General features: G+C 45.4%; 22 protein-coding genes. 1 reads left to right on the top strand and 21 read right to left on the bottom strand.

The genetic code is table 11. The features are described from left to right. Positions 1-2 precede the first annotated feature (2 nt). From hisD to ACTNA4_RS03195, 12 genes are all read right to left on the bottom strand, one after another. A complete protein-coding gene (hisD, locus tag ACTNA4_RS03250; RefSeq protein WP_427806598.1) occupies positions 3-1,304 on the bottom strand; it encodes a histidinol dehydrogenase in 1,302 nt (433 codons plus the stop codon). 3 nt (positions 1,305-1,307) lie between these two features. Continuing rightward, positions 1,308-1,955, bottom strand: a complete 648-nt coding sequence (gene hisG / locus ACTNA4_RS03245) for an ATP phosphoribosyltransferase (protein WP_427806597.1) — start codon at positions 1,953-1,955, stop codon at positions 1,308-1,310. Positions 1,956-1,966: 11 nt separating this feature from the next. Then, complete coding sequence (hisZ, locus tag ACTNA4_RS03240; RefSeq protein WP_441017091.1) at positions 1,967-3,214, bottom strand: ATP phosphoribosyltransferase regulatory subunit; 1,248 nt, start codon at positions 3,212-3,214, stop codon at positions 1,967-1,969. Between the two features lie 136 nt (positions 3,215-3,350). Further along, positions 3,351-3,893, bottom strand: coding sequence for a Holliday junction resolvase RecU (locus ACTNA4_RS03235; protein WP_427806594.1), 543 nt, complete (start codon positions 3,891-3,893; stop codon positions 3,351-3,353). Beyond that, the gene (locus tag ACTNA4_RS03230) at positions 3,851-4,882 is read right to left on the bottom strand and encodes an RluA family pseudouridine synthase (RefSeq protein WP_427820532.1); all 1,032 of its coding nucleotides are present in this window, start codon (positions 4,880-4,882) and stop codon (positions 3,851-3,853) included. Before ACTNA4_RS03230 ends, ACTNA4_RS03235 begins: the two co-directional genes overlap by 43 nt. A gap of 12 nt (positions 4,883-4,894) precedes the next feature. Continuing rightward, a complete protein-coding gene (locus ACTNA4_RS03225) occupies positions 4,895-5,470 on the bottom strand; it encodes a hypothetical protein (RefSeq protein ID WP_427806592.1) in 576 nt (191 codons plus the stop codon). Positions 5,471-5,514: 44 nt separating this feature from the next. Then, complete coding sequence (locus ACTNA4_RS03220) at positions 5,515-6,279, bottom strand: SDR family NAD(P)-dependent oxidoreductase (protein ID WP_427820531.1); 765 nt, start codon at positions 6,277-6,279, stop codon at positions 5,515-5,517. A gap of 4 nt (positions 6,280-6,283) precedes the next feature. After that, entirely contained in the window at positions 6,284-8,197 is a 1,914-nt protein-coding gene (locus tag ACTNA4_RS03215) for a YgiQ family radical SAM protein (RefSeq protein ID WP_441028502.1), read from the bottom strand. Next, positions 8,198-8,866 (bottom strand): HAD family hydrolase, encoded by a 669-nt coding sequence (locus ACTNA4_RS03210; protein WP_427806588.1) that lies wholly within the window; start codon positions 8,864-8,866, stop codon positions 8,198-8,200. Next, positions 8,860-9,564 (bottom strand): pseudouridine synthase, encoded by a 705-nt coding sequence (locus ACTNA4_RS03205; RefSeq protein ID WP_441028500.1) that lies wholly within the window; start codon positions 9,562-9,564, stop codon positions 8,860-8,862. Before ACTNA4_RS03205 ends, ACTNA4_RS03210 begins: the two co-directional genes overlap by 7 nt. After that, positions 9,561-10,952 (bottom strand): RsmF rRNA methyltransferase first C-terminal domain-containing protein, encoded by a 1,392-nt coding sequence (locus ACTNA4_RS03200; protein ID WP_441028582.1) that lies wholly within the window; start codon positions 10,950-10,952, stop codon positions 9,561-9,563. The genes ACTNA4_RS03205 and ACTNA4_RS03200 overlap by 4 nt, the downstream gene beginning before the upstream one ends. 38 nt (positions 10,953-10,990) lie before the next feature. Then, positions 10,991-11,791: a M23 family metallopeptidase gene (locus ACTNA4_RS03195; protein WP_441028498.1), complete on the bottom strand. Its 801-nt coding sequence runs from the start codon at positions 11,789-11,791 to the stop codon at positions 10,991-10,993. Between the two features lie 137 nt (positions 11,792-11,928). Between ACTNA4_RS03195 and ACTNA4_RS03190 the strand changes: the two genes are divergently transcribed. After that, positions 11,929-12,867, top strand: coding sequence for a nucleoside recognition domain-containing protein (locus ACTNA4_RS03190; RefSeq protein ID WP_427820527.1), 939 nt, complete (start codon positions 11,929-11,931; stop codon positions 12,865-12,867). Positions 12,868-12,888: 21 nt separating this feature from the next. On the opposite strand, the gene ACTNA4_RS03185 is transcribed toward ACTNA4_RS03190, so the two are convergent. From ACTNA4_RS03185 to ylqF, 9 genes are all read right to left on the bottom strand, one after another. Next, entirely contained in the window at positions 12,889-13,485 is a 597-nt protein-coding gene (locus ACTNA4_RS03185) for an ATPase (protein WP_427806584.1), read from the bottom strand. 30 nt (positions 13,486-13,515) lie between these two features. Beyond that, entirely contained in the window at positions 13,516-13,992 is a 477-nt protein-coding gene (gene coaD / locus ACTNA4_RS03180) for a pantetheine-phosphate adenylyltransferase (RefSeq protein WP_427820526.1), read from the bottom strand. Further along, positions 13,986-14,552: a 16S rRNA (guanine(966)-N(2))-methyltransferase RsmD gene (gene rsmD, locus ACTNA4_RS03175; protein WP_427806582.1), complete on the bottom strand. Its 567-nt coding sequence runs from the start codon at positions 14,550-14,552 to the stop codon at positions 13,986-13,988. The genes coaD and rsmD overlap by 7 nt, the downstream gene beginning before the upstream one ends. A 60-nt stretch (positions 14,553-14,612) precedes the next feature. Beyond that, a complete protein-coding gene (locus tag ACTNA4_RS03170; RefSeq protein WP_441028496.1) occupies positions 14,613-15,509 on the bottom strand; it encodes a mechanosensitive ion channel family protein in 897 nt (298 codons plus the stop codon). Between the two features lies 1 nt (position 15,510). Further along, positions 15,511-16,371 (bottom strand): peptidoglycan editing factor PgeF, encoded by an 861-nt coding sequence (gene pgeF / locus ACTNA4_RS03165; protein WP_441017070.1) that lies wholly within the window; start codon positions 16,369-16,371, stop codon positions 15,511-15,513. Between the two features lie 2 nt (positions 16,372-16,373). Next, entirely contained in the window at positions 16,374-16,760 is a 387-nt protein-coding gene (locus tag ACTNA4_RS03160) for a YraN family protein (protein ID WP_427806579.1), read from the bottom strand. 77 nt (positions 16,761-16,837) lie between these two features. Beyond that, positions 16,838-17,599, bottom strand: coding sequence for a ribonuclease HII (locus ACTNA4_RS03155; protein ID WP_427820522.1), 762 nt, complete (start codon positions 17,597-17,599; stop codon positions 16,838-16,840). Next, positions 17,592-18,182 (bottom strand): signal peptidase I, encoded by a 591-nt coding sequence (gene lepB / locus ACTNA4_RS03150; protein ID WP_441028494.1) that lies wholly within the window; start codon positions 18,180-18,182, stop codon positions 17,592-17,594. Before lepB ends, ACTNA4_RS03155 begins: the two co-directional genes overlap by 8 nt. Next, positions 18,172-19,032 carry a ribosome biogenesis GTPase YlqF gene (ylqF, locus tag ACTNA4_RS03145; RefSeq protein WP_427806576.1) on the bottom strand — a complete coding sequence of 287 codons (861 nt, stop codon included), beginning with the start codon at positions 19,030-19,032 and terminating at the stop codon, positions 18,172-18,174. The genes lepB and ylqF overlap by 11 nt, the downstream gene beginning before the upstream one ends. Positions 19,033-19,044: the final 12 nt, after the last annotated feature.

Genomic DNA, 19,044 nt, shown 5'->3' with positions numbered 1-19,044 from the left:
TTCTATTCCTCCTCATTTTCAAAACGAACATGTACGGAATTGGCATGTGCGGTAAGCTGTTCTGCTTTTGCAAAGGCTTCGATATCTTTGTGAACCCTGGAAAGGGCATCTTTGGAGTAAGAAATAATACTGGACTTCTTCACAAAATCGTCTACGGAGAGCGGTGAGAAGAATTTGGCCGTTCCGTTGGTCGGCAGGATATGGTTTGGCCCCGCAAAATAATCTCCAAGAGGTTCGCTTGCGTATTCTCCGATGAAAATCGCTCCCGCATTACGAATCTTAGTCATCACTTCAAATGGATTCTTAGTCTGGATCTCCAAATGTTCGGAAGCGATCTCATTTGCCACATCGATCACATCATCCATCGTATCTGCAATCAGAATATAACCATAGTTGTCGAGAGATTTTGCAATGATCTCAGACCGGGAAAGAACTTTCAGGAATCCGTCCACTTCGTTGGAAACAGCTTTTGCAAGTTCCTCGCTTGTAGTAACCAGGATCGCAGAAGCCAGTTCATCATGTTCCGCCTGAGACAACAGGTCTGCGGCTACATATCTTGGATTTGCAGTTTCATCGGCAATCACCAGAATCTCGCTTGGGCCGGCGATGGAATCGATGCTTACATGTCCATAGACCGCCTTCTTTGCAAGTGCCACATAAATATTTCCCGGGCCCACGATCTTATCTACTTTTGGAATGGATTCCGTTCCGTACGCAAGGGCTCCGATTGCCTGTGCCCCGCCTACTTTATAGATTTTATCGACTCCTGCTTCTTTTGCCGCAACCAGCGTATTGGGACTGATCTTTCCTTCTTTACCTGGTGGTGTAACCATAATGATCTCATCCACACCGGCAACCTTTGCAGGCATGACGTTCATAAGTACGGAAGACGGGTAGACTGCTTTTCCGCCCGGTACATAGACTCCGACTCTCTGAAGCGGTGTGACTTTCTGTCCAAGGATGGTTCCATCCGGTTTGCTGTCGAACCAGCTGTTCTGACGCTGTTTTGCATGGAAATTTTCAATGTTGTTACGGGCTTTGCGGATCACATCCAGCAGGGAAGCATCCACTTCCTGATAGGCCTCTTCGATCTCTGCTTCGGTCACCAGAATGTTGTCCGCTGAAATCTCAGCTCCGTCGAATTTTCTGGTAAAAGCAAACACAGCTTCGTCTTTTTTCTCTTTCACTTCGTTCAGAATGGACTGTACGCTTGCTTCATACTGTCCATAGCTGTTCGGACTTCTTTTCAGAAGATCCTCAAGAAGATTCTGTTTCGTATCTTTATTCAGCTTTTGTATTCTCATCGTCTATTCTTCTCCTTTCAAAATCGTACGCATATTCATCAGAAGTTCTTTGATTCGTTTGTTCTCCAGACGCATACTGACCGGATTGACGATCATACGCGCAGAAAGCGGACAAACCTCTTCCAACACCGTCAGACCGTTTTCACGCAGAGTAGATCCGGTTTCCACGATGTCAACGATTACTTCGGAAAGTCCGACGATTGGTGCCAGTTCAATAGAACCGTTGAGCTTGATGATCTCCACAGTCTGATGTCGGGTGTTGTAGAAATAGTCCTTTGCAATCGCCGGGTATTTCGTTGCAACCCGGATCAGTTCGTGGTTATCCAGGCAAGATCTGGCTTCGGCAGGACCGCACACACACATCCGGCATTTCCCGAATCCGAGATCCAGTACTTCATGCACTTTTCTGCCGGCTTCCAGAATGGTGTCCTTTCCGACAACACCGATATCTGCCGCACCATATTCTACATAGGTTGGCACATCCGGCCCTTTTGATAAAAAGAATTTCAGTTTCAGTTCTTCGTTTACAAAAATCAGTTTCCGGGAATCTTTATCCTTCATCTCGTCACAGGTAATTCCCATCTGCTCTAACAGTTCCAGCGTCTGTCTTGCAAGTCGTCCCTTACAGAGGGCAAATGTTAAATATCTCATGTCCTTCATCGTTAATCCCTACTTTTTATTATTTTCTGTTCACCGGTCTGAAGATTGAACATTCGTATCTGACTGGTATTTTGAAGATACAAAAGTCCTCCAGCAAGCGTTCGTTTACCGTAGTCGATATAGAACTCGACCGAACGGTCCTCTTCTTTCATCAGTAATTCTGTGTTTTTATCTTTGCTTCGGAATTCGCGCGCCAGCAGTACAGCATCTTTCTGCCGTCCTTCATCGTAAATGATGAGCGTATTCTTCTGACCATGAGGAATCCGGATCTTCTGGCGCTGCAGTGCGTTCATCAGATCATCGATCACGATGGCAAATCCGATCGACGGCATGGACCTTCCAAATTTTTCTACCAGTTGATCGTAACGTCCTCCTTTTACGATGGCATCGCCTGTTCCGAATGTATAGCCGCGGAAAATGATTCCGGTATAGTATCCGTATGTTCCACACATACTCAGGTCAAAACTGATATAATCAGATACATTGTAAGCTTTCAGTACTTCATAGATAGCTTCCAGACGCTTGACTGCCTTGAGTGCTTTGGAACTCGGTGCGATCCGTTTTGCCTGTTCCAGGATTTCCACGCCGCCTACAAGCTCGGAAAGGGCGGAAAGCGCTTCCCGGGTGCTGCGCTTTACCTCTGCTTCTGTCAGCAATTCGTCCATTCCGAAATAATTCCGGTTTGCGATCAGCTCCCGTAGGCGTATTTCGGTTTCTTCATCCACGTGTGCGTCTTCCATCAGACTTTGGAAGAAGTCGACATTTCCGACATTGATCTGGAATTCCTCGAGCCCTGCCTTTTTCAGGCAGTCCACCACCAATGCGAGCATTTCGGCATCGGCATCTACGCTGTCAAGCCCCAGAAATTCAGCTCCGATCTGGGTGCTTTCCCGCAATCTTCCTTGGTAGCTGGAATGATTGATAAAAGTATTTCCGACATAGCATAGGCGTGCCGGGAATTCATGTTCTCCGAGAAGGGTTGCGGCAACTCGCGCAATCTGCGGTGTCATATCCGGTCTTAGTACAAGTGTGTTCCCCTCCCGGTCAAAAAATTTATATAATTCCTTTGAAGGAATCGTTCCGATCTCTTTGCGGAATACGTCAAAAAATTCAAATGTAGGTGTCTGAATATCATGATATCCGTATAAATGGAGTACTTTATGGAGGCGGTTTGTCAGCGCAAGCTTTCTGGCACACTCATCCTTATAAATGTCTCTGACGCCCTCCGGGGTATGTAATAACTGCTTCATAAATTGATAACTCCTTTTTATGTTCTGATTTTATTCTTTCTTCAGATATGCCATAGGCATGATGTGTTCGTTCACTTTAGCGTGCTACCACGTTAAACAAAGCCTTGTTGTATTATAAGGATTTTCCCACTAATTGTCAAGGTGTATCTTCTCGTAAATCCAGGTCTTTTTGTATCATTTCCAGATACGGAACATAGATTCCGCCTTTTAACTGCATGAAAAATGCAGGATTCAGTTCTTCTTGCCTCACACTTTTTCGACCACCCTCCTGTCCTCGCATCCAGAAATGTTTCAGTTCCTGAAAGCGCATGTAATAGAGTTCGTTTTTGGCACTGTAATAAATTATGATAAAGGAAATTCCGTCCTGTTTCTCAAAATTTTCCATGAATGTGACCTGATGCTCATGGATATTGTGAAGCGGAAAGGTATCGGTATTACATTCCTTGGCATCGAAGCAGACAGGAATCCCCTGTACAGCTCCGATATAATCTACGGTACTGCGCTGGTCGAAATACGCCAGCGTGATATGACGGTTTTCTTTGTCCATTCGTACCGGTGTGATCGGTGTGGGAATCTTCTGGATCAGGGCAAGCCCCTGATCCAGATAGCGTTCATTGGTACGGTTAATAAAATCTTCTAGCGTTGAACCGCGCAGTCCTCTTGAATTCCAGGTTGCCATGCCAGATGTTCTCCTTTTATAATCTGTTCCATCATTTCAGGAATCGGAGCAGTCACTGTTTTGCCGGATAATCCCGAAAGGGCTCCATCGCAGATCGGGAACTCCATCTTCCATGCGTGAAGGAGTTGTGCTTCTAAGTGATAGCTCTTTTTGAAATAAGAATTGACTCCGAACGAACCGTATTTATAGTCTCCAATCACTGCATGCCCGATAGATGCAAGGTGTGCACGGATCTGATGGGTCCTTCCGGTGATCAAATGTACTTCAAGAAGTGTCTGTCTGCCGTTTGAGGCAAGGGGACGATAAGCCGTCTCAATTTCCTGCATCCGGGGCTCTTCTGTCTGACTGATTCTTACCTTATTGGTCTGTTCGTCTTTCACCAGCCATCCGTGGATATGTGTTTCTTTGGTAAGTTCACCGTTTACAATGGTAAGATAGTACTTTTTCATCGTTCTTAAGCGAAACATTTCCCCAAGCTGCTGCAAAGCGCGAAGTGTCTTTCCCGCAGCGACCAGGCCGCTTGTATTCCGATCCAGACGGTTACAGATACCGGGCTTAAAGCTTTTTAGTTCTTCTAAGGAGAGCGATCCGCTTTTGAGCATGTACGCAATCACATATTCGTTGAGTGAAATATCCTGTGGTTTTGCTTTCTGAGAAAGCATCCCGGAAGGTTTGCCGACAAGAAGAACCTCTGAATCCTCGTACAGAACCTGAAATGGAGTTTTTTGCTCTTTCAGACGCAGAAATTCATTCTGAATCGTCTCTTTTTTGCCTGAAAATTTTTGTATGGTTTCTTCCGCAAGAAAGAGTGTGATCTCATCTCCGGCTTTCAGTTTTTCATTTCCCTGAGCTCTTGCTCCATTTAATTTAATATTTTTCTTCCGAAGCATTTTATAGAAAAAGCTTTTTGGAGCTTCGCTTAAGTGTTTGGCCAGTAATTTGTCAAGACGTTGTCCGGCCTCGTTTGGTGAAACGATGATTTTCTGCATGACGGTCTCCTTCTACAGAGAAATATCCATTATAATCTGCTTGATATCATCTTCCAGACGCTGCTGATCTGCGCGTTCAACTGCGGCAATGTTATTCATTCCTTCAGCTCTGCTAAGAAAAGCAACATAATCATGGAAAATCTTAACGGTTACTTTCTCAATTTTATTCTGTGCAAGTATGGACTTGATATGCCTTGCGCAGTAATTCGTATCGACTTTTTTGTTTCGGGCATATCCACAGATCGTTTTACCTGAAATGGCAATTGCATCAACCGGCATCGCTTTTCGTTCACTGGTGATGACCAGGTCATAGAGCATCGTCAGGTATTCCGTCACACCGGAAATCTCAAGCTCTGTCGCCTCATCCATGGAATGGTGCGGAAGGAGCATGATCAGATTGACCAGTGCTCTGCATGCCGGTAAGCATGCAAGGATGGCTACCAGTGTAAATATATTCAGTCTTGTATGGTTCAGAAGATATCCGGCAATAAGAAGCCCTCCGATCAAAGATGCCTCCAGAATCAGCTCGATCATAAGCTGAACTTTTCTTTTTTTCAGATATCCTGCTTCTCCCTTATGTATTTTCATTTGTTATCCCGCCTTACTTTTTATATCATTGATTCATTGTGAAGTTATCCGAGTTTTTCCATCGCTGCCAGAATCATGTGATCCGGAAGCAGCTTGGCCGCAGCCTGTGCCGCTTTCATCGGGATTCCGTAGACAGACATAGATTTGCGGTTTCTGGCATCGATAAGAGCCTTTCTCACTACGGAAGGTGCATCACTGAGAACCTTTTTTTTCATCAGACTGTTATTGGTCCCTGCTACATCAAAGAATTCGGTATCTACCGGTCCCGGACAGACAGCTGTGACAATAATTCCTTTCTTTCTGACTTCGGCACCAAGCCCTTTGGAAAAGCTGAGTACATAGGATTTTGTGGCTGCATATACCGCGAATCCGCTCTGTGGGCAGAACGCAGCAGCACTGGCCACATTTATGATCCGGCTCCCTTTTGACATGTAAGGAAGGCAAGTCAGAGTCATCTCGGTAAGTCCCCGGCAATTCAGATCGATCATGCGGAGCTGCAGTTTTTTATCTTCGGCTGCAATCTCTTCGATCGTTCCCATTTTCCCGAATCCGGCTGCATTTACCAGCATTCGGACATCCGGATTCTGATTTTCCAGGCGGTTCAGCACCTGCTTGTAAATTAGATCCTCTTCCATATCTCCTGCAAAGACACGGATATACACTGGAAGCTTTTCTTTCAGTTCTTCCAGCCTTTCGGCTCTTCGCGCAACCACCCAGATCTCATCCAGATTCTTATAGAGACGTGTAATCTGTCTGACAAATTCACGGCCGAGCCCGGAAGATGCTCCGGTTACAATTGCTATCTTCATCGTATCACCTCTTCTTTCTTACGTTTGATTTCTTTGTGGGAACGATTTTCTTTTTCATATCCGTATTTTTCTTTGAATCTTTCTTTTTCTTTGATTCTGTATTCTGTTTTTCAGAACGCAGTTTTCTGGGACGAATCAGACATTTTTCTCCGAATCCGACCAGATCCATACGTCCTGTCTTCTTCAGTGCTTCCATGACCAGATCGTAATTCTGAGGGTTACGATACTGGATCAATGCCCGCTGCATCGCTTTTTCATGCGGATTCTTTGGCACATAGACCGGCTTCATGGTACGCGGGTCTACACCAGTATAGTACATGCATGTAGAAATCGTGGACGGTGTCGGATAGAAATCCTGTACTTGTTCGGGCATATACCCAAGATCTCTCAGATATTCTGCAAGACATACTGCATCTTTAAGTGTAGATCCTGGGTGCGAAGACATCAGATAGGGAACCAGATACTGCTTCAATCCCATTTTCTGATTCAGCTTCTCATATTTTTTTGTGAATTTTTCATATACGGCATGTTCCGGCTTGCCCATCATCTTCAAAACATCATCCGATACGTGTTCCGGTGCGACTTTCAGCTGACCGCTGACATGATATTGACAGAGTTCCCGGAAGAACGTGTCGTCCGGATCCGCCAGAAGATAATCAAACCGGATTCCAGAACGAATGAAAACTTTTTTCACCTTCGGCAGTTCTCTTAATTTCCTTAACAGAGCCGTATAGTCTGTATGATCGGCAATCAGGTTTTTACAAGGGGCCGGGAACAGACACTGTTTGTTCGGACAGGCGCCGTATTTTAATTGCTTCTTGCAGGCGGGTGCACGGAAATTTGCAGTTGGTCCACCTACATCGTGAATGTAGCCTTTGAAATCCGGGTCTTCTGTAAATCCCTTTGCTTCTTCAATTAAAGATTCATGGCTTCTTGTCTGAATGATACGACCCTGATGGAAAGTCAGTGCGCAGAAATTGCAGCCGCCGAAACAGCCTCTGTTGCTGATCAGACTGAATTTCACTTCACTGATCGCCGGTACTCCTCCGAATTTTTCATAGGACGGATGATACGTTCTCATATAGGGAAGGCTGTACACATCATCCATTTCCTGCTGGGTAAGTGGTTTCGCCGGTGGATTCTGAACCACATAAAGATGGTCAGAATAAGGTTCCACCAGACGTTTGCCGGAATAGGGATCCGTATTCTGATACTGGGTGTAGAAACTCTTGGCATAGAGAAGCTTGTCTTCTTTCATTGCTTCGTAGGATTCCAGCATGACTGCATCATAAATGCTGTCCAGACTCTTCACTTTGCAGACAGTTCCGTCAAGATAGGTCAGATCTTTGACATCGAGTCCGGCATCCAGTGCCTCTGCAATCTCAATGATCGAGCGTTCCCCCATTCCATAGGAAATCAGATCTGCTCCGGAATCCAGAAGGATGGAGCGTTTCAGACGGTCTGACCAGTAATCGTAGTGGGCAAGTCTTCGAAGGCTTGCTTCGATTCCCCCTAAAATAATCGGAGTCTTTTTATAACGCTGGCGGATCAAATTCCCATAAACCACAGCGGCATAATCGGGACGTTTTCCCATCACGCCTCCGGGAGTGTAGGAATCCTGATGGCGCTTTTTTTTTGAAACGGTATAATGATTGACCATGGAATCCATATTTCCCGCAGAAACCAGAAAGGCCAGACGCGGTTCCCCGAATTCGCAAATGCTGTCCGGCGTTTTCCAGTCCGGCTGTGACAGGATTGCAACCCGGTATCCGTGTGATTCCAGAAGCCTTGTAATGATGGCATGACCAAATGAGGGATGATCCACGTAAGCGTCTCCGCACACATAGACAAAATCAACCTGATCCCATCCTCTGTCCTGCATTTCCTTTCTGTTAATTGGTAAAAATCCCTGACTCATTTATAATACCTCGAATGTTTGATTTTTTATATCATGATAGCTGTGAATATAATAATCGGCAAGCTGCCGTTTCTTCTCTTCCTGCCAGCTGGAAAATGCATCTTCTACAGCACACACCTTCATACCGGCATTTTTCCCGGCAAGGATGCCCATCGGTACATCTTCAAACACCAGGCATTTCTCCGGCGCAATGCCAAGATTATTTGCAGCAGCCAGATACACGTCCGGGGCCGGTTTGCCCTTCTTCACTTCACAGGATGTGCAGATTACATCAATATCATTCTGGATTCCCAGAGCATTCAGTGTGGCCAGAACCAGTTTCCGGTCATTGCTGGTCGCTATGGCGGTACGGATCCGGTTTTTGTGGATTCCATGCAGGAACTCCTTTGCACCGTCTTTCAGCCTGACTTCATGCGTATATTTATGCAGTGCCATCTCATACCATTCCTGTTTTATTTCCTCGATCGTGCGCGGAAGTTCGGGAAAGACATCCAGATAATACTGTGCTGTCTCTGTAAAACTTTTTCCTTCCATCTGTTCGTAAAAATCCTCCGGCGCACGAAGATGGTATTTCTCAATATATTCTTTGTCGATTTCGACCCAGACCCACATGGAATCGACCAATGTTCCGTCCAGGTCAAAGATCACGGCTTCCATTTCTTCTAACATAACTTCTTCAGTTCCTCCTCGGTCAATGGACGATACTCTCCTTCTCTGAGCTGTGGATCCAGTACAAGTGTTCCCATGGACTCTCGCCGCAGATAGATCACCTTCTTGCCCCGAGCTTCGAACATTCTTTTGACCTGATGAAAACGTCCTTCCTGAATAGTAAGACGGATCTCGGATTCTTTCCCGGAAGTCAGGATCTCAAGTCTGGCCGGAAGGGTCAGCTTCTCGTCTCCTATATCTATTCCCTGTGCAAATGCATCTGCATCTTCAGAATTAACTTCTCCGTCTATTTTTGCATAATAAATCTTATCGACATGTTTTCCGGGCGCCAGGAGGCGATGCGACAGTTCTCCGTCGTTGGTGACAAGAAGCAGTCCTACCGTATCCTTGTCCAGTCTTCCTACGGGAAAGAGATCCTTTCTCCGCTGTCCTTTGAACAGATCAAGCACGGTTTTCTCTTTTGGATCTTTTGTCGCAGAGACCACTCCGGCCGGTTTGTTCATCATGTAATATTCCATCCGGCGATACACAACTTTTTTTCCGTTCACCGCGATTTTCTGCGTATCGGCATCAACCTTCAGTTCCGGTTTTTTCACCGTCACGTCATCGACTTTTACCATTCCCTGACGAATTGCTTTCTTAATCTCACTTCGTGTACCCATACCCATGTCGGCAAGGTATTTGTCTAACCGGATCATGCAGACTGATTCCTCCATCCTGGCAGATATTTATTCTTCAGTGTTCCTCCTGCAAGCTTGCCCCATCCAAGCGGATATCCGTCCACACAGACAAGATGCCATCCCTTTGCCCGGGAAGAAACAAGATCATCTACGTCGATGGTCTCACCTTTCAGATAACGCTGTACACGTGTATCTTCCGCTTTTAGATCCAAGGTATGGGCATATGATTCCATCGAAAGATTCATGGCAAGCGCCTGGCTTGGCTCAAAACGCTTTTTCTTTAGTTCTCCAAGCAGAAGGCCGCTTCTCAGAAAACGGATTCCCTTTAGATCAGGCAGATCCTCCGGCATGTAATAAACCCGTTCATTGCGGATATCAAGGCGTTCCGGCTTCAGATCCCATGCGACATCCGCAAAAAATTCAGAAAGCTCTTCCGGAATTTTCCTGCCCCCCTTTGCGGAAGGATAATAATCGGCATCATGTTCTGTATCCGCCTGTCCTTTTTGCAGAAGTGCCAGGAAATGCCCCTCGCCTCTCATGCGGTGCGGGAAAATGCGTACGGTTTTCGTCAGTTTGGGAATCCCTCCGTCTATTGCCGATGGGATTCCTTCTGCAAAGCCCTCATATCCTTTCATCTCAAGAATTTCAAATTCCGGATATTCCTTCAAAAGATGCATGATCGTACCTTCATTCTCTTCCGGATCGAAGGTACATGTTGAATACAGCATCATGCCTCCCGGCTTCAGCATGCGTGCAGCCTGGGTGATGATACTTCGCTGGAGTTTCGCAAAAAAGGATGGGCCATGTTCTTCCCAGGCTTTTACCATCTTCCTGTCCTTGCGGAACATCCCTTCTCCCGAGCAGGGAGCATCGATAAGAATCTTGTCAAAATATCCGGTAAAATAGTTCTCCAGCTTACCCGGTTCTTCACTGAGGACCAGCATGTTCCCGATGCCGAATACTTCCAGATTCTTAAGAAGCCCCTTTGCACGGGAACTGCTGATATCATTGGCAACCAGTACCCCTTCTCCCATAAGCTTTGCTCCAAGTTCCGTTGCTTTTCCGCCGGGGGCTGCACATACATCCAGCACACGTTCTCCCGGTGATACAGGAAGCCGATTGGCCGGTGTCATCGCGCTGGGCTCCTGCAGATAATACAGCCCTGCAAAATAGTAGGGGTGTTTCGCCGGCGCGACCTGCTCCCCGTCATAATAAAATCCATTTTCAATCCACGGGATCGGTGTCAGCGGAAATGGTGCAATTTTCAGGAAGTCCTCCACAGAGATCTTTCGTGTATTAACCCGAAGCCCATAATAACGCGGCTCCTCGTAACAGCGGATATATTCCTCAAATTCAGAGCCCAGAAGGCACTGCATCTTTTCTTCAAATCTTTCTGGCAATTGTATCATGAATCTTTCCTCCATATCCTTTAAGTATAACATAGTTAGAATGAACAGGAAAGTTTTTTCTCTTCCAATGTTCGTAAAATCCAGTACGGATTCACACTGATCTCATTTTCGCCAGGATATAAATAGATACCGATATGGAGATGCGTCGGAAATATTCCTTTTGTCCCTTCTTCCCCATAACCAGTATTTCCCATAAATCCGATGAGATCTCCCGCACAAACAGTGTCTCCTTCCTCCAGATCCGCATAGGAATCCAGATGTGCATAATAATAATAGCCGCCTTGAGCAGACAGAATTCCGATACGGTATCCGCCCCTTTCCAGCCAGCCTTTATTCATAACAGTGCCGTCCGAAATACTGACAACCGGATACAGACCGGGTACATCTTTCGAGGCCATAAGATCAGTACCCTCATGTCCTCGTTTCCCACCATAGGTGCGTTCGTTCATCCAGGAATCCGTAAAATGGACCTGATATTCCTCATGTACAGTTGAGTTCGGCACCGGAAAATAAATTGCTTCATTCCAGATTGCACAGCAGGCGTCCCTGTACGCTCTCCAGGCAGGCCTGGAGGTCCACAGCTTTTCTTCCCTGTTTTCAAATCCCCCCAGCATCATCAGCGCTGCGGATGTTCCCCGGTCCTCCGGCTGCATCTCTTTCAGTATCTTGAGATTCTCCTCACCGATTTCATGAGAGCGGAATTCATCCGAAAATATCGTCGTATCATTCAGTTTTGTCAGACGTGCCTTCATCTTCAGATTTGTGTTAAGAATCATAACAAGAAAGGCAGCACCCAGTAGATACAGAAGGAAAAGGCCGGATTTGTTCTTACGCATCCAGACGCATCTCCGTTTTTTTATGAATCTATGCGTAATAGCGAAATCTTATGTTATTTTCACTGGATCCGGAAATGGAATAAACTGTGATATTGTCCCGTATATTGTGAAGAAAAGATTTTGTATTTTGAGGTTTTATGAAGCATAATCTCAACACATTATTCCTGATCACACTTTTTGTCCTGATGCTTACTTTCCCGGGAGTAGTATTTGCAGGTGCCAGAGAGGGGCTTCTTCTATGGTTTCGAACGGTTCTTCCCACCCTGTTTCCGTTCATGGTTATCACCGGTCTGCTTACAGGAAGCAGTGCTCTGGAAGCAATATCTTCTCTTTTGCATCCGGTAACCGGTGCATTATTTCAGATATCGCCGGCTTCTTCTCTTGCCGTTCTGACCGGCTTTTTCTGCGGATATCCAATGGGTGCAAGAACCTCCGTAAGTCTTGTGAAATCCGGATATATTTCCGAAAAAGAAGGTGAATATCTGTTGTCTTTTTGTAACAACACCAGTCCGATGTTCGTCATTAGCTATGTATGCATGCAAACGCTGAAGCGAAAAGATCTGGCTTTGATAAGTCTTATGATTCTGGTCTCATCCTCGGTAATCTGCAGTTTCATTTTTCGCAACTTTTACGGTAGAACCAGTACCCCGAGAGCATCCAAAATTATGGCGGATCTCTCATCGAAGCCGGAAACGATGTTGGAACTTCTTGATGACTGTATTACAGAGAGCTGTGAAGGAATTGTGAAAATAGGCGGATATATCATCGTCTGCTCCATTGCGCTTGCATTGCTCAAGGAGATTCCTTGCAGAAATTTGATCTGGTGCAATTTGATTCTTCCCTCTATAGAAATCACAGCCGGTATCAGCATGCTGGCAAATAGCCGGTTTTTCTTTCCAATCCGGTATGCTCTTATGATGGCACTTATTTCTTTTGGTGGAATCTGTGCTGTATTTCAGACCAGATGTATGACTGCGAAAACCGATTTCTCCATGGCACGCTACATAACAGAAAAGCTGATTACCGCTTTGGTAACCAGCCTTTTATCTTTTGCCTTTGTGACATTGTATCGTTGATGAATTGCCGTGCTCCCCTTATTATTCTTCCGGTAATTCTTCTGTACCGAATTCTGCTTCAAGTCCTCGCGCAGATTTATCCGGTATTTCAAGTTCTGCGCGGTTGTTACGTACAACATCGTAGCATTCCTGCAGAGAATTCACAAGTCCGTCATACTTCGTCGTATAACTGTCCAGCGTATGACCAATGATGCTTTCGGCATTTGCAAGAAGATCATCCGCATACTGCATCGCACCGATGCGGATATCGTTTGCATCGTTCGTTGCATTATCCAGGATCTGCTGAGCCTGCTCTGTGGCCGCCATTACGATCTCATTTGCCTGAGAATATGCCTGCTGCATGATCTCATGTTCACTTACAAGCTCGTTGGTGTGGATCTGCGCTTCCTCGATCATGCTTTCTGCTTTAGACTGGGCATCGGCAAGGATCGCATCTTTGTTTGCGATAATCTTCTGATAGCGCTTGATCTCATCCGGAGTTTTCATACGGAGTTCGCGAAGAAGTTCATCCATCTGATCCTTATTTACAATAATTTTAGTTGTAGATAAGGGCTGAAATTTACAACTGTCGATGTACTCTTCAATTTCTTCAATAATCTGTTCAATACGGCTGCTCATAATTTACACTCTCCTTCTTGCCGTTTGGATTTACGGCATTTTATCTTTCATTCTGTCAGCTACAGCTTCCGGCACAAATTGAGAAATATCTCCGCCAAAGGCTGCCACTTCTTTTACAGTTGTTGAGCTCAGATATGAATAATCCAGGCTGGTGGTGAGAAATAATGTCTCTATATCTGACTGCAGCTTCTGGTTCGTCTGAGCCATCTGCAGTTCGTATTCAAAGTCTGTGATCGCACGAAGTCCTCGAATGACAACTTTCGCATCCATCTTCTTTGCGAAATCGACAAGCAGTCCTTCAAAAGGAATAATTCTGACGTTCGGCAGATTACAAGTTACTTCTTCTAACATTTTAACACGTTCTTCTACAGAAAACAACGGCATTTTTGCTTTATTCCGCAGCACACCGATAATCAGTTCGTCCACAATATTACAGGCTCTTGTCATGATATCGAGGTGCCCGAAGGTAACCGGATCAAAACTACCGGGATAGATTGCTCTTAACATTGGTCTTCTCCTTTGCGCTGCACAAAAACATGTGCATTTGTTTTGTATTCTTTTCGTTTAATCAAAGAGAAACCAAGCCCCTCGAGATAGGAAAAATCCGTTTCAAGAGATGCTTCTACGATAATCAGTGCGTCGTAAGCAAGCAGTGAAGAATCAGCCAGATATTCGAGCATCTGCTTTTCCAACAGATGATTGTACGGCGGATCCATAAATACATAGTCAAATCTTTTCTTCCCTTCCAATTTTCGAAGTGCTCCTAGCGCATCACTTATAATCACTTCAGCCTGACCGGAAAGCTTCGTCCGTTCCAGGTTTTCCCTGATACACGCTGCCGCACGGGGGTTCTTCTCTACAAATACCGCTTTTTCTGCACCACGGCTCAGAGCTTCGATACCGATTGCACCGCTGCCTGCAAAAAGATCAAGAAAGGTGCAGTCGCAAAGCCCATGTGAAATCATATTGAAAAGAGTCTCCTTGATCCGGTCCGTAGTCGGACGGGTATCCATCCCTTCAATCGTCTTCAGTTGTATACGCCGTGCTTTCCCTGCTATCACTCTCATCGTATCTTCTCCCTGTTAAATTTCCCGTTTATTATAATCTCTCACACAAAAGCTGTCAAACTATTTATCCATATGTACTTTTAATTGTGCAAACGGAATTTCAATACCGTTCTCATCCAGGGTCAGTTTGATCGTTTCCAGCAGTCGCCATCGCGTCGGCCAGTATTTTTCCGTCTTCACGAATGCACGCACTCCTAATACGACAGAACTCTCTCCCAGATCATGTACGAATACAATGTGTTCCCTTTCTTTATCAACATCTTCGTCCTTATCCAGAATGTCGTAAAGGAGCGCTTTCGCTTTAAGCAAGTCAGAATCATAGGAAATGTCTACCCGTAGATCCAGTTTGAGATATTCTTTGTCGGAAAAATTGGTCAGACTGGTATTTGCAAGTGTACCGTTCGGAATGACGATCGTTTTATTGTCCACCGTTGAAAGCTTTGTATAAAAAATCTGTATTTCCTTCACCGTTCCTTCGTTGCCGTGACTGTCCTCCATAATATAATCCCCGACTACGAACGGTTTCAAAAGGAGAATCAGCATTCCGCCTGCAAGATTGGAGAGACTTCCCTGCAGTGCAAGGCTGACTGCCATACCACCGGAGGCAATAATAGCTGCTGTGGATGTGGATTCGATGCCCAGTTCATTAGCCAGATACAGAACCAGAAGAATATGGAGCCCGAATTTCAACAGGGAATCCACGAACTGGCATGCACCGGTATCAATATTACCGCGTTTCATGGAGCCACGGACGATCTTCCTTACCCAGCCAATCAGGCGATGCCCGATATAAAAGAAGACAAGGACCAGAAGCACACGGATCGCGAATGAAAGGACTTCCGGTCCTTTTGTCTCAAGTATTTTGTTAAATGTACTGATTTTTTCAACCGCTTCTTCTGCGTTAACTGTAAGATCCGTCGATTCGGCAAGAAATAAAACAGGATTACGTAACTGCATGCTATTGCTCCTCCTTTAATGCAAGAAATGCTGCCAGATTTCCTCGTTTTCCATTCGATGCACGGTGTGAAAACAGAAGATCCGGATTACAGCAGGTACAGAGATTCGTCACGGCCAGATGCTCCGGTAAAATGCCGGCCTGAAGAAGCACAATCTCATTTGCTTTCCATAGATTCAGCTGATATTTTCCGTTCTCCTTTCGATCATATAGATCATTCCAGTCTGCTTCATCAAATGCGTTCTGAAATTTCTGAATGACATCTTCACTTACTTCATAGCAATCCTGACAGATGGAAGGCCCGACTGCCGCAAGAATATCTTCCGGCCTGCAATCGAATTTGCTTCGCATGATATCTACGGTTACCTGACCCATCCTCGCGGCAGTTCCCCTCCACCCAGAATGACTGGATGCGATGACACGTTTGACCGGATCAACAAAAAGAAGCGGAACACAGTCTGCATAGAACGTTACAAGGCAGATGCCGGGGATATTGGTCACAAGGCCATCCACATTATCATAATCCCGCTCTCTCGTCACTCCTTTTCCGGCATCTGCTTCCGTCACAATCCGGACATTGGTAGTATGTGTCTGGCGTGAACAAACCATACGGGCAGGATCAACGCCAATTGCCTTTCCGATTCTGCGATAGTTTTCACGCACATTCTCCTCCGCGTCACCACGGGTATAGCTGAGATTCATTGTCGCGTAGATTCCTTTGCTCACACCACCAAGACGTGTAGAAATCCCGTGATTCACGATGTTCGTATTTTCAAAAAGCGGATACTGAAGAAAAGGAACCTGTTCGATTTCTTTTTCTTCAAATACCTTTCTGTTATCTTTATAATGTAATCCTATTTTCATTCTTACACTCCTGTAAAATCAAATGCATTTTTTACCCAAGTTATTTCCTGATCCGTAATTCCGATCACGTCAAATCTGCAGAATCGTTCTGTCTGATTCGTCTTTGTAAGATAATACAGTGCCGTTTTGGAAATCCGGCGCTGCTTTTCTGGATGCACCGCTTCAAGCGGAATCGCAGATTGGGAACCACTTCGGTATTTCACTTCACAGAATATCAAATCACATCCGTTTTCTGCGATGATATCAATCTCGCCGTTTCTGCAGCGAAAATTATACTGAAGGATCCGATAACCCTGCTTTTTCAGAAAATCTCCTGCAAGGAGTTCATAATCAGCTCCTGTTCTTCGTCTGTTTGAATGATGATCTCTGTGTTCCTTTTGTTTGTTCATATCGCATCAGATCTGGTTTCCCGCAAGTACAACCTGTGTGTTCAGATAGCTGATCACGCCGCTCTCTTTCTAGCGGATCAGTCAAAAAAATTTTTAATGAATGTCTGTCGGTGGATCGGTGTCGGACCGAGACGTTTCAACACTTCGATATGTGCGGCGGATCCGTATCCTTTGTGATCCTTAAAACCATATTCCGGAAACACTTCATCGTATTGGATCATGAGCCGGTCCCTTGTGACCTTCGCAATGACGCTTGCTGCGGCTATGGAAAGGCTTTTTGCGTCCCCCTTGATGATCGGCACCTGTCTGATAGAAACTTCAGGTATGGTAACGGCGTCATTGAGCAGGACATCCGGTACGCAGTTCAGATTGTCGATTGCCTTACGCATTGCTTCATAAGTTGCCTGAAGAATATTGATCTCATCGATTCTTGCCGGGCTTGCCATACCGACACCGACCGAAATCGCTTTCTCCATGATCTCATCGTAAAGACATTCTCTTCTCTTAGCAGAGAGCTGTTTGGAATCGTTCAGATATAGGATGCGGCAATCTTTCGGAAGAATCACCGCACCGGCAACGACCGGACCTGCCAGTGGTCCTCTTCCGGCTTCGTCGATACCGCATACTATGCCGTAGCTGCTGTATTCCTTCTCATAACAGCACATCGCCTCCAGGCGATCCTGTTCTTTTTTACATTTCTCATCCTGTTTCCTGTATTTCGCAATCAGGCGAATGACTCCGGCGCGGTCATCATCAGCATAACGCAAATAAAGCGCATTTCGGTCCCCCGTAGTCTGTTTGAATTCTTCTTCAATTTCTCTGATGCTTTTTTTATCCATGATTTACCACTCCGATTTTGTTGAACGGATAGATCCGAACCCATGCACGCCCTATGAGCTGGTCTCGCTTTAAGACACCGACGCTTGGTTCCCGGCTGTCGCTGCTGTGATTTCTGTTATCTCCCAATACAAAATACTCATCTTCACCCAACGTAATCGGCTCCGCCGCAATTCCGGCATTTACCATCGGCTCGGCTCCGAAATGTTCGTCCAGCTGTTCACCGTTGATATATACGGCTCCGTCCTTCACCTGGACAGTTTCGCCCGGGAGCCCGATGATGCGTTTGATATAATATGTATTTTCCGCGTGCTGGTATGGGAATACGATTACTTCATACCGCTGCGGATCACGGAATCGGAAGGACAGCTTGTCTACGATCAGATTATCTCCATTGCTTAACGCCGGTTCCATGGAATGTCCGTCAACTTTGGTGCGCTGACCGACAAATGTAATAATCAGATATGTGATTACGATGACAAATAAAAAATAAAGGATCCAGCTGCCCAGTTCTTTCCAGAAACCGGAAGTTTTTTTAACAGTATCCGCTGTGTTAACGAGTTCCTGCTCTGTATTATGATTCATGTTCATACTCCTTTACAAATTCAAGCGTAAGCGGTCCGATCTTACCATTCCTGAAATCATCCAGAAGCATGGAAGCTGCTTTTTTCGTGTCAAGTTCATTCCCGCGAACCAGACAATGACGGCTTTCTGCAATTTGTTCCAGCATCTGATAATTATCTTCCACTTCATCTACCGCATATTTTTCAGCTAATCTTCCGGGATATTCTTTCTTCATGAATCCGCAAAGTTCAGCTGCCAGTTCTTCAATATTCATGATTTCATCTTTAATGGAGCCAATTAAAGCCAGTCGGAGACCTACTGTCTGGTCTTCAAATTTCGGCCAGAGGATTCCCGGTGTGTCGAGAAGCTCGACATTTTTGTTCAGGCGTATCCACTGTTTTCCCTTTGTGACTCCCGGTTTGTTTCCGGTTTTGGCGCAGGCCTTTCCGGCAAGAGAATTAATAAATGTAGATTTTCCGACGTTCGGAATTCCGACAACCATAGCTCTAACCGGACGGTTTAAAATTCCTCGTTTCCGGTCCCGCTCGATCTTTTCACGGCACGCTTCCTGAATCACATTCTGAATGCTTTTCATTCCGCCGCCTTTTCTCGAATTTACTTTTACAACTGAATATCCTTTTCCTTTAAAATATGCTACCCATTCATCTGTGCATCTGTCATCTGCAAGATCACTTTTATTTAGAAGGATCAGTCTGGCACGGCCTCGTCCCAGTTCGTCAATATCCGGATTCCGGCTGCTCATGGGGATTCTTGCATCCACAAGTTCGATTACCAGATCGATCAATTTGATATTCTCCTGCATCATCCTTCTTGCCTTTGTCATATGTCCAGGATACCATTGAAAATTCATACTTCATCCTCA

This window comes from Bariatricus sp. HCP28S3_A7 (assembly GCF_052066375.1).
GTDB lineage: Bacteria > Bacillota > Clostridia > Lachnospirales > Lachnospiraceae > Allocoprococcus.
Note: the sequence above shows the minus strand (reverse complement) of the source record. Positions and strands in the feature narration are given on the sequence as shown.